Source organism: Sinorhizobium terangae, from assembly GCF_009601505.1.
GTDB classification, from domain to species: Bacteria; Pseudomonadota; Alphaproteobacteria; order Rhizobiales; family Rhizobiaceae; genus Sinorhizobium; species Sinorhizobium terangae.
In genome coordinates, this window is the sequence record NZ_WITC01000055.1 from 58,121 (window position 1) to 68,779 (window position 10,659).

The following is a 10,659-nucleotide window of genomic DNA, read 5'->3' on the forward strand; positions in this document are numbered from 1 at the left end:
TAAATTGACACGACGCGGAACGGATATGAGCGACCAGAACGACGACTACATCTATGACGAAGCTACCGGCGAGTGGCGGCCTGCTTCCGAAATTGCCGCGGAGAAGGCCAAGGCCGCTGAAGTTCGCGATGCATCGGGCAACGTTCTTGCAGACGGAGACTCGGTCGTCCTGATCAAGGACCTGAAGGTCAAAGGTGCCGGGCAGACGCTGAAGCAGGGAACGGTCATCAGGTCGATCCGGCTCACGGACAACCCGGACGAGATCGACTGCCGCCATGACGCGATCAAAGGTCTAGTCTTGCGCACGGAGTTCGTGCGCAAGCGCTGATCGATCATCGGCTTCCGAGCCCTCCACGGCATCGGGTTTGAACTGCACCGCTCGGGCGGACGTGGGGGTCCCGTCGGACCAGGAAACGATGGAGCCGATCGGAGCGAGATCGTAAATCAAGAGGCAGACATGGGCTTTCTCCGTCAGGTTCTGCGGTGCTGAAAATAAAACCGCCGCCGGGACAACCGGCGGCGGAAGGCGTTCGGAAAAGAGAGAGGGAAGGCGCTTACTCCGCCGCGATGCCATAAGCGGTTTCGTGCTCCCCTGGAGCGTCGTCGGAGGCGTCCTCCGATCCGCCGACCTCGTCCAATTCCGCTTCGGTGGTGCCGAGGTCGCTCGGGATATCGGTATCGCGGGCTGCGGTGGCACCGATTGGCGCACCGTCGAGATCGTCGTCGGCGCTATCCGCGGAGGCATCATCGTCGAGGTAATCGGCGTGCTGGATCAGATCGGCAACGTCCTTCGGATCAGGCGCAAGCAGCGCTGCCGGATGTACGAAGCTCGCATCGACCTTGAAGTGCTCGACGAGTGCCGCTCGCGTGTCGCGAACACGCGGCAGCGGCTGCACATTTGCTTCCTTCGCCGCAGTTTCGAGCGCCTGGCGCGACAGGCAAACGAGAAAGTCTTCCGTGCCCATGTTCGGCAAGAAGCCGTCCGCTCCGATGGCCTCTCCGGCGATGCGGGAAACGACCCCGCTGTTCGACATGCCGCGCCGGCATGAGAGGACTTCGATCAGCATGGAGCGGGCGGCGACACGGACGGTTTTCATGTCGAAGGAAAGCCTGCCGTCTTCGCAGAAGAGGCGGGCAGCGTGACGCTTGAAACGCTTCGGTCCGAACACATCGTCGTTCGCACCGGAATCGACGCGGACGTTCCGGCCAGTGAAGGCAAGCACGAGCAGCGCGATCAGCATGTCGTCCTCGATGGGCGCGCGGCTTAGAGCCTCATGCAGAGCGTCGGTACGGAAATCGCCGATCATGTCATGGCCTTTCTGCGTGACATCAGGGCGCGGCTTCGAGATAACGGTCTCGTCGTCAATCGCGTCCTCGCCAGCCGGCCCGGTCTGCCCCTTCGCCGTCTTGGCCTCCGGCATCCGGTAATGGACGGTTTGCACCTTGCCATCACGGTCGAGGTACATGCCGGTGTGGTCACCCTTGCCGGGCTTGCCGTAGACTTGGCTTGCCTTCTTCGGCAGGTCGGGCTGGCCCCAATTGTTCACCTCGACGATGGCGCCCTTCTTGGGCAAGTTGTTCGTCATCCACTCCTGCTGCGCACCGAGAAAGGCTTCGAGATTGGTGGTGTAGCGATTGTCTTCGTCGGCCGGGCCAAAGAGGTCCTCCGCCCATTCGATGCCGTAGGCTTGCCGCAGATCGTCGCCGAAGCTCGCGTCGCGGGCATACATGCGGGTCTTGGAAAGACCGTTGGCAATCACCCACCAGGGCGCCGTATCACCCTTCTTCGGCTTATGCGCCTTCCAGACTTCTTTCTGCTCGTCGAGCGAGGCGGCGGCGATCGTCCGCAGTTGCTGCTCCGACGGCATGTCGCCCTTCGCCATCTGGTCGAGCATGGCGGAAAGAACGTTGGCGAGAAGGCGAAGCTTTCGAATCTGGCGGACGGGCAGCGCGAGCGCCACGGCGATCGCCTCCTCGGTCCAGCCGAGCGCGACAAGACGCTCGATGCCGCGCCATTGGTCGACGGGGTTCAGCGGTTAGGTTATGCGTCAAGTGTCCTGTTAGCTGGATGACGCTGATTCTAAGGACTTTTCAGCTGTGAGCGGTAGTTCGAGTGTATCTTTGGCTTCGAAGCCGTCTCGGGTCTGTCAATTACGCGCTTTCGCGACGGAACCGGTAGTCGCCCTTTGATACGCGCATGGCCTTGGCGATCGCCTTGTTGATGTCATCGAGATTGCAGGCCTCCGGGTGGAACTTGCGACCCACCCACCGGCGCATGGCTTTATGTTCCTCGTGGTCAGGATCGAGCCAGGCTTCGAGGAAGTCAGCATAGCCCGAAGTCCCACCAACATCCTCGGGAGGTCCGGAACGTTTGCCTGCGATACAGCGAGGATATTTGGCACTCTCCTCGCGCGCAACGCGCTCCAGGCGCAGCAGATGACGCCAATTATCGCCAAAGTCGTATTCGTAGAGGATCGTGAGAGGGTCTTCCTCGGGATCGTAGGGAAAGTGAAGGTCGATCATCCTGACCTCGGTCGCCTCGAAGGTCCGGCTGTCGGACAGACCGTCCTCATCGAACTCCGGGGCTCCGTAGATAAGGCCGCCGATATTGAACTGATGCAAATGACTGTCGGTCCAGCCAAAGGCGGCCTGCAGCACCTCGTGGAGTTGAGCGAGGTTGAGAGTGATTGGCAGTTCGAGAGTGCGGCTGATCTTGGGCTCGATGCCGAGGATATGAACCTCGGCGCGCACGATGAAGCTGTCTGGATCGAAGGGGTCAAGCATGCGGCAGATCATGCCGCGCACGAGTGTCGCAGGCAATGGATGGGGCGACACGAACCCACAATCTTGACGACGTCAGGTTTTTGGCCCGCGCGGGAGGGGCACCGGCTTCACCGCGCGATCACGTTCGGCGATCAGGCGGGCATTATGACGCTTCTGCCGCTCAACCTCCGTTTCGGCTTCGAGGATGCGCTTCAGCAGGACGGCATTTTCCGTCACCATACGCCGCTCCTCGATCTGCAAGACCTGGATCAGAGCGCGCTGCTGGGCGAGTTTGTCTTCCCAGGCCGCCAGCTTCTCGGGGACGATCTTGCGATCGCTGGCGCGACGCAACTCGTCGATCATCGAGCGGTGGTTGGTGTAGATGGCGTTGCGGCCGACACGCGCCTCCCGTGCGAGCGTGGCAATGGTCAGACGGTAGGAGCGCTTTTGCAGGCCCGGGTGTGTGGGCAGTCCCTTCACCAGGCGCTCCAGAGCCTCCCGGAGCTTGCTGTCGGTGTTGCGCAGGCGTTTTTCGTGCGGCGTCAGCGCCGGTGTTTTGCTGGGTTTACGGGCCATCGCGACCATCCTTTCCATGATCGAGTTCGCCAAGGATGCGATCGCATTCGACGATCCGTGTTTCCGCAACCCGGCGGCTGACCGGGTCCAGCCCGGGGTGAGCGAGAAGATCGGCATTGCGGTCGCGGCGCGCCTGCCAGACCGGTCGATGCCGGGCCGTGACGGCAAAGTTGGCGCAGGTGAGACACGTGCTTTCAGTCCGCAGCGCGGGGTTGGGTCCTTTCTCGTCGCCGAAGCAGGCAGCCGTTTCGACGCGGTAGACACAATAGCCCCAGTCGCAGACCCCGAGGCGGAGGTCAGTTTCCTCCATCAGGAAACGGACATAAGCCTGGACATCGCCGTCGCGTGTGCGCCCGCGGAACTGCGAGCGAGCGGCAATCATCCGTCCACCCTTGCCGGCGAGCGTCGTCGCCGTCAGCACCTCTTCCAGGGCGGCGCGGGTTTCTTCCCGGGTATGCCGATCGATCAGGTCGTCAAGCGCGAAGTCGGTTCCGACATAGCCACGATCGGTCATGGCCCGGCTCACATGGCCGAAGTGCGCCTGAAGCGCATGTAGTCCGGTGCGGTCGCGTTTGCCGACAAAGCGCGCAAAGGTCTTTCGGCCCTGATGGGTGTTCAGATGCCAGGGCTCGCCCTCGTGGTCCGGCAGGCCGATGAACGGTGCGAACAGATCGTTCAGCCGCCGTATGATCGTGGAGACGACGGGCAGGTCAGTTCTCGCAGCGGGACCGACAAGGCCCGTGCTGGCCATCACCAGAAAGAGCTCGGATCGCCCGCTTTGGGCCCGCAGGCGAGCGGTCAGTTGCTCCATGACCAAGACGGCCCGCTCGACGGGCGCTGGAGCAACCCAGCGATGGGGTTCGCCGTCGACGCCGCGCGCCGTCTTGTAGATCTGGCCGGCGAGATAGGCGAAGGTCTCGCTGCCATCACTGGCAGGATGCTGCTCGATGCAGCCGACCTGAAGGCCAAGGATCTCCGAGACGCGGGCGCCGACCAGATAAGCGATCACGACAAAGCAGGCGTCGTAGATGCGATCTGCAAGATACCGCACCTGCTTGGTGCTGGTGACAGGCGCTTCATGCCAGGGAGATTCCTCTCCGGACAGGGTCGAGAAGGTAAACTCCCTGATCGCGTCGGTCGCGACAAACCCGGCCTTCGTCTGGCTGATGCCCCTGGCAAGGGCATCGTCATACGCAGCCTGCGCCTGCGTTTGCAAAGCGATGACTTCGTCCGCCGGCTGTTCGATCAGCCGCAAGGCCGCCGAGACCAATGGCACGGCGACCGCGTCCGGCGTATAGGGAAGCCAGCCTCGGTCACGCCGAACGAACGGCGGCACAGTCCCTGGGAATGGATCATCAATTGCCACTTCCGGGAACTTCGATCCTTGGAGATACAGAAGCGTCAGCAAATTTGCGTAGTGTTGCAGGGTCATGGCCGACAGCGCCTTGCCCGGCTTGCTGCCAGGACGCTGCGCCATCGCCGCCAAGAACCTGTCGCTGGCATCGCGGTCGAGATCGGCAAAGCTGCGGTACCCTTGCGCCGCCATCCAGCGGATCAGCGTCCTCTGCATATTAAAGACGCGGACGATCGTCGAATCGTGAACGTTGCGGCGGCCTGCAGGCGGGTCCAGCTTCAGGCTCCACAGGAACAGTTTGGCCGCCTCTCGCCAGTCAGCCCATTGCGGATCGCTGAACCCGCTGTCGTCCGCCAGGGTAAATCCCCAGTCGAGCGAGAAGTCACTCCGGTTTGCGCCGGGGCGATGGCCGTCGAGATGCCAGACCTGGTCTGGCCATACCGAGCGCGCCGATATTCGAAGCGCTGGCCTTGCCGCGGCTGCAAGATCGGGTGCCGTGGACGCTTGCATCGTTCACTCCAGCGCCGGCAGGATTGGCAGAGCCAACATTCGACTTTCGGCCTCCGCGCGCAGCGAGTGCGGGAAGTCGGGCAGGATGTCGTCGGTCAGAATGCGCAGGCTCGGCGCGTATAGAAGCTCGAAGCGGCGCGGATCGATACGCTCACGCGTGCGTTCCAGCTCCTCCTTCGCCTGAAGAATGCGCGCCATGTGCTCCGCATCGAGCGGGATGATTAGTCCCGGGCAGCGCAGGCAGCCGCCGAAGTGCCGACAGACCCGGCCAGCTGCCGATCCGGGCGCTGTGCCAGTGGCCGGGTTGAGGCAATCATGGCTGAACGGAACCGTCGCATTGTTAGCCAGTGCAATGCAGTCGCGTTGCGCCTGATCTTCGGTGTCCGCCTTTGCGCCGACGATCCAGCCAAGCATCAGCCCCTGCAATCGGGCGATGGTCTCGCGCTGGACGCGACGCGTCTCTGGCCCCTTGATGTAAAGCTCAGTCGTGTCGGCGCGAGCGTGATTGAGCACGTCTTGTGTCGCGACGATGTCGCCGCCGGACGCCTTGTAATATTCGGTGGCGACGCTCCCCCGCAGCAGCACCGCCGCAAAATCCGGCAAGAGCTGGCGGGCCCGCTCCGGCGCCGCCTTGTTCCAGATGGATATCCGGGCATTGGAGCGTTTGATGAACGGCTTCAGAGCATGCGACAAGGTAGTCCCAACGATGGGCGTCACCGCGTCCTTCTTCTCACTCTTCACCAGGAATAGCCGGTTCCGATCCTGGCGGCTGGCCCGGGCCGCGAGCGGCGCGGTCATCGCCAGCAATTTATCGATTAAGTTCGGCGCCGCATGTCGCCGACGGCGGTCGAAGGATCGCCGCTGCGCGCGCTTCACCTTCGCACCGGCCCGGGGCTTGGCCCATTCGACGATGATACGATGCTCATCGAGCGGATGCGCCACCTGGCAGTCGCGCGTGACCAGTCGCAGTGCATCCGGATTGCCCGCCGTTTGGATCGAAAGCGCGACAAAGAATGCGACGACCGTTTCGCCGGTCAGGTGAAGATGACCGCCAAGGTGACGAAGGCCGCCAAGACGATTGACCGCCGATATGTTGACGCCGCTGCGGATCGCAAGCGTCCGCGACGGCAGCACGCCGGCATTCACACCCGCAAGCGCCCGGACCAGGCGGCAAAGCTCGGGATCGACGCCATCCACCGCGCCGCCCGTCGCAAGAACGCACCGGCCTATCTCGAAGCGCTCCCACGCCTCATCGATTTCCTCATAGCATGCGCGCAGGATCGCCTTGAGGTCCGCTGCGCCAAGACGCGGCCGCGTATCGGCATTGCGGTTCGGCCAGACCCGCCACGGGAAGTCGATCCGGCCCGACAGCCGCGACGGATGCCGGCGCTTGGTCCAGTCGATCATCTGGCGAAGCTGCATCAGCACATTCGCCCGCGATCCCTTCGACCAGGGCTGGTTCGTCTGCCCTGCGACCTGCCGATCCAGCCATCCGATGTAGCGCCCCACCATCGCACTGGTCAGATCGTCGGCAGACAGGACCTGGCCGTCCTCCACCACAAAGCGCGCGAACGTCCGCAGGGCCATCCAGCAATGACGCTGTGTCTCCCGGCTCGATGCCGCATGATGGTGGCGGAAAGCATCGGCCAAAAGTGTCGCGATGTCCGACGGCAATCCGAGCGTGCCGGGATCGTAGCGCTTTGTGACCTCGCCCCAGCCGTCGCGGAAGACGATGGTGTCGGCCGGCCGGTCCAGAACGATCGGTGTCGCAGCCGACAGCCGCCGGTCGATGTGCCCGCGTCTAACGGCCATCGGGGATCAACTCGCCATAGAGATAGTCGATGCTGTCGGCGAGTTCGCGGGCATTGAGCTCGACACAGCGCAGGTAGATCGCCGTGCTCTGGATCGAGCTGTGCCCCAGCAGAACCTGCACGATCTTCAGCGGATTGAGGTCCGGCGTGGTCAATGCCTGCCGCTGCAACCGCACCAGCATCGTCATCGCGAATGTGTGCCGCTTATGTGGAGGACGACATAGGCGGCACTATCTACCCTGCCGGACTATGTCGGGAAGCTTTTTCCTCAACAGTAAATGACTGAGGAATAAGGATATTTCTTACAGAATCTCCCAAGCTACCCGACATAATCTATCCGATTTACAGGCTGTTCAAGAACCCCAACAAATTGTCGTCAGGTCGGTAGCGGGATGATTTGCCGGAATATGGGGAGGTCTTTGCCAAGGCGGCCTCCTTCATCGCCAATGTCGCCTCGAGATAGATTTGTGTGGTCTCGACCGATTCATGGCCGAGCCACAAGGCAATCACGGCGCGGTCGACGCCCGCTTGCAGCAGGTCCATGGCCATTGTGTGCCTCAGGCGATGAACAGTGACGCGCTTTCCGTTCAGCGATGAGCATGTGCCAGAAGCAGTCTGGCGGTGCTTGTTCAAGATGTACTGGACACCATGAACGCTGAGCCGCTCGCCTCTGGCGCTGGGAAACAGGATGCCCTCTTCTCCGCGCTGAGGTTCCTTCAGCCAGCTTCTCAACACTTCGGTTGTCGACTTGGCGAACGGGGTGCATCTTTCCTTGCGCCCTTTGCCGATGACGCGCAGATGAGCGCCTGCGCCGAAGAACAGATCGTCCCGCTTGAGACCGGTGATCTCCGATAGCCGCAAACCGGTCTGCACGGCGACCAGGAGAAACGCGTGATCACGCCGCCCGGCCCATGTCGATCGATCTGGTGCGGCCAGCAGTGCATCCACTTCAGGGCGGGTCAGGAAGCTGACGAGCGTTCGAGTGAAACGCTTGCTGGGAATGGCAAGAATACGTTGAATTTGAGCGGAATGTTCCGGTACCTCGAAGGCCGCGTAGCGAAAGAATGAATGAATTGCCGTGAGGCGTAGGTTGCGGCTGCGGACGCTGATCCCTTGGTTGCTCTCAAGCTCATCAAGAAAGGCCGTAATCAACGGGGTGTCGATCTCCTCGAAGCTCAGGCGAGACGGCGCCTTATGCAAAGTTCGTTCGGCGAACTTCAACAACTGCCGAAACGTGTCCCTGTAGGAACTGATCGTATGGGGGCTTGCCTGACGCTGTTGCATCAGGCGTTGAATAAAAAAGCGCTCTAAAAGCGGCGCCAGACTGGCATACTTGATCATGTCCGATCCTCCCAGCGGCGTTCAAGACGGCGCATCGCCTCTGTCATCAGCTCAGGCGAGGCGCTCAGATACCATTGCGTATCGGCCACGTGGGCATGGCCGAGATAGGTGGATAAAATGGGCAAAAGCCGCTCTGGATCTTGCTCGGCTTGATACCAGCGCAACAGCGTATTTGTGGCGAAGACGTGCCGCATGTCGTGCAGACGCGGGCCGTGACTGTCATCGATCCCGCGCAGGCCAATCCGCCGGGACAGAGCATAAAATGTTCGATGAATGTCACCCACGTCGAGGCGATTACCTCGATAGGATGTGAACAAATAAGGGGACGCCGCCAGGGCCGAGTTATGTCGTTGTCGGCGTTTAATCAGATCTTGTAGCACCGCGCACGTTGATGCGTGCATGGGCACGAGACGGGACTTTCCGAACTTCGTGCCGCGGATCGTCAGCACCATGGCGTCGAAATCGATGTCCGAAAGCTTGAGGTTCCGGGCTTCGCCGAGGCGCAGGCCAGCAACGCTTAGCAATCCGAACAGGCAGTAGAATGTCAACGGCCTGAGCTTGCAGCAGGTGTATCGGCACGGCATCTCAAGTGCGGCGGACAGAAGACGCCGGATGTCGGCATGGGAGTAAAGATAGGGTAGCGCCCGCTTCGGGCGAAAAGGCAGCAGCCCGTCAGGCGGAATTTGTGTCCGCGGATCGGTGGCGACCCAATGACGGGCAAATCCGCGCACGTAACCCAGCCGTGCCGCCCAGTGAGAGGGCTGCGTATGGGATGGCCGCTGGGCCCATTCGAGGGCCAGTTCCATGGTGATATATGGGGCATCGTTGGCTTCCAAGAAACTGACGAAATCGATCAATCCTCTTCCCGCTTCTCGTAGCTTGAACCCCAATCCGCGGCGCATCTCGATATAGTCGTGGGCAGCCTGTCGGAGTGCGCTCATTGAACTTCTCCCGGCCATGCCACAGCCAATGTTCGCAGGGCGTTGAGGTCAACCTTGGCGTAAATCGCCGTTGTCTCCATATGACGGTGCCCCAGAACTTCGCCGATCTCACCGAGCGAGGCGCCGCCACGCAGCATCTCTGAAGCGAGGCCGTGGCGGAACTGGTGCGCTCCTGTTGTGGGGGCATTGATATCGGCCCGCCGAAGGCAACGGCGGATGACGCATCCAAACCCACTCGGACCCTCGAATCCCCGGATCGGGGCCTTGTCGCGCAAAAAGACACGGCGGCAGGCACTTCGTGGCCGCCCGTTCCGTAAGTAATCGGCGATAGCCTCACCAACATCAGCTGATAACGGCAAGTCATTGCGTTGACTGCTCTTGCCCCGGACACGGATCTGCCCGGCGACCCAATCGATATCGTCAAGATCAAGCGTGATCACCTCGCTCGAACGAAGGCCGAGCCGCGCCAGCATGAGGATCATGGCATAGTCGCGGCGTCCCATGGGTGTCTGGCGATCGATGCTGGCAAGCAACCGGGTTACATCGTCACGGCTGATCGCACGAGGAATAGACGAAAGCCTCCAGTTGGCGACGATCGGGACCGCGGCAGCCAAATCTGAGGTGATATCCCCGTTATAGCGCGCATAGGAAAGAAATGATCGCAACGCGGTGGTCATGATCTTCGCGCGTCTTATGTTCAAACGCGAAGTTCTCTTTTGAACAAAGTCGGTCACGTCGACAGCGCGCAACTCTGCGAGCAAAACAGCACCATCACTGAAGCAGAAATTGAGGAAATCCCGGACGACTGGCCGGTAATTTACAATTGTTTTGCGGTTCAGGGCGCGGGCGTCTCGCAGATACGACTCGTATGCCTGCACATGCAGTTCGATCGGCGACGGCTGATACTCGTCCTTGACCTCTTCGGGCATGGCACCGACACTTCGCAAAAAATCCAGCAAGTGTCGGAGAGCGGCGTCATCTCCACGCTTTGGCCGGCGAAATTGTGCTCGCTCCCGCAAATAACGTCCTGGGTGTTCTCCACTTATGCCAGCTAGAGCAATCCGGTTTTGCCAAAGCCAACTGCTGAAACCGGCCGCCATAAGCACCTGGTTCCTCGTTGAGACAAGACTGTAGCCCCGACCAACGAGCCATTCAGCAAACGAAATAATATAACTCGCGACGGGCCCTTCAGGAGGCCGCGACAACGCAAATTGATCATTGATGCGATACTTCATTGTTTGCTCCCTTCCCAAGCTGAATTGCTGGAAGGGCTACGAACTATCTCTACACGCTATCTATAAATCCTTGATACCTCTGATCGAAATCTAGTTACCCGACATAGTCCGGCAGGGTAGATAGTGCC

Annotated in this window: 9 protein-coding genes and 1 pseudogene; 1 reads left to right on the forward strand and 9 read right to left on the reverse strand. The window is 61.1% G+C overall.

Annotation, left to right across the window (positions count from 1 at the left end; translation table 11 throughout):
• The first annotated feature begins 25 nt into the window (after window positions 1-25).
• Entirely contained in the window at window positions 26-328 is a 303-nt protein-coding gene (locus GHK62_RS13915) for an alkylphosphonate utilization protein (RefSeq protein ID WP_153439761.1), read from the forward strand.
• Between the two features lie 226 nt (window positions 329-554).
• Here the strand turns inward: GHK62_RS13915 and GHK62_RS13920 are convergent.
• The 9 genes and pseudogenes from GHK62_RS13920 to GHK62_RS13960 all read right to left on the reverse strand — a co-directional run.
• Window positions 555-2,036: pseudogene (locus GHK62_RS13920) on the reverse strand (plasmid partitioning protein); the annotation flags it as partial.
• 115 nt (window positions 2,037-2,151) lie between these two features.
• Window positions 2,152-2,796: a plasmid pRiA4b ORF-3 family protein gene (locus tag GHK62_RS13925; protein WP_234886895.1), complete on the reverse strand. Its 645-nt coding sequence runs from the start codon at window positions 2,794-2,796 to the stop codon at window positions 2,152-2,154.
• A gap of 60 nt (window positions 2,797-2,856) precedes the next feature.
• Complete coding sequence (locus GHK62_RS13930) at window positions 2,857-3,372, reverse strand: hypothetical protein (protein WP_234886890.1); 516 nt, start codon at window positions 3,370-3,372, stop codon at window positions 2,857-2,859.
• On the reverse strand, window positions 3,329-5,203 hold the full coding sequence (locus GHK62_RS13935; RefSeq protein ID WP_153439762.1) for a site-specific integrase: 1,875 nt from the start codon (window positions 5,201-5,203) through the stop codon (window positions 3,329-3,331). The genes GHK62_RS13930 and GHK62_RS13935 overlap by 44 nt, the downstream gene beginning before the upstream one ends.
• Before the next feature lie 3 nt (window positions 5,204-5,206).
• Window positions 5,207-7,015 carry a site-specific integrase gene (locus GHK62_RS13940; protein WP_153439763.1) on the reverse strand — a complete coding sequence of 603 codons (1,809 nt, stop codon included), beginning with the start codon at window positions 7,013-7,015 and terminating at the stop codon, window positions 5,207-5,209.
• Complete coding sequence (locus GHK62_RS13945; RefSeq protein ID WP_234886891.1) at window positions 7,005-7,202, reverse strand: hypothetical protein; 198 nt, start codon at window positions 7,200-7,202, stop codon at window positions 7,005-7,007. The genes GHK62_RS13940 and GHK62_RS13945 overlap by 11 nt, the downstream gene beginning before the upstream one ends.
• Window positions 7,203-7,356: 154 nt before the next feature.
• Window positions 7,357-8,355 (reverse strand): site-specific integrase, encoded by a 999-nt coding sequence (locus tag GHK62_RS13950; RefSeq protein WP_153439764.1) that lies wholly within the window; start codon window positions 8,353-8,355, stop codon window positions 7,357-7,359.
• Window positions 8,352-9,296 (reverse strand): tyrosine-type recombinase/integrase, encoded by a 945-nt coding sequence (locus tag GHK62_RS13955; RefSeq protein ID WP_153439765.1) that lies wholly within the window; start codon window positions 9,294-9,296, stop codon window positions 8,352-8,354. The genes GHK62_RS13950 and GHK62_RS13955 overlap by 4 nt, the downstream gene beginning before the upstream one ends.
• A complete protein-coding gene (locus tag GHK62_RS13960; protein ID WP_153439766.1) occupies window positions 9,293-10,531 on the reverse strand; it encodes a site-specific integrase in 1,239 nt (412 codons plus the stop codon). The genes GHK62_RS13955 and GHK62_RS13960 overlap by 4 nt, the downstream gene beginning before the upstream one ends.
• Window positions 10,532-10,659 lie beyond the last annotated feature (128 nt).

Bases quoted from the DNA above. Each gene is read 5' to 3' on its own strand.
- GHK62_RS13915 (WP_153439761.1), top strand. From the start codon at position 26: ATGAGCGACCAGAACGACGACTACATCTATGACGAAGCTACCGGCGAG.
- GHK62_RS13925 (WP_234886895.1), bottom strand. From the start codon at position 2,796: ATGATCTGCCGCATGCTTGACCCCTTCGATCCAGACAGCTTCATCGTG.
- GHK62_RS13935 (WP_153439762.1), bottom strand. From the start codon at position 5,203: ATGCAAGCGTCCACGGCACCCGATCTTGCAGCCGCGGCAAGGCCAGCG.
- GHK62_RS13940 (WP_153439763.1), bottom strand. From the start codon at position 7,015: ATGGCCGTTAGACGCGGGCACATCGACCGGCGGCTGTCGGCTGCGACA.
- GHK62_RS13945 (WP_234886891.1), bottom strand. From the start codon at position 7,202: ATGACGATGCTGGTGCGGTTGCAGCGGCAGGCATTGACCACGCCGGAC.
- GHK62_RS13950 (WP_153439764.1), bottom strand. From the start codon at position 8,355: ATGATCAAGTATGCCAGTCTGGCGCCGCTTTTAGAGCGCTTTTTTATT.
- GHK62_RS13955 (WP_153439765.1), bottom strand. From the start codon at position 9,296: ATGAGCGCACTCCGACAGGCTGCCCACGACTATATCGAGATGCGCCGC.
- GHK62_RS13960 (WP_153439766.1), bottom strand. From the start codon at position 10,531: ATGAAGTATCGCATCAATGATCAATTTGCGTTGTCGCGGCCTCCTGAA.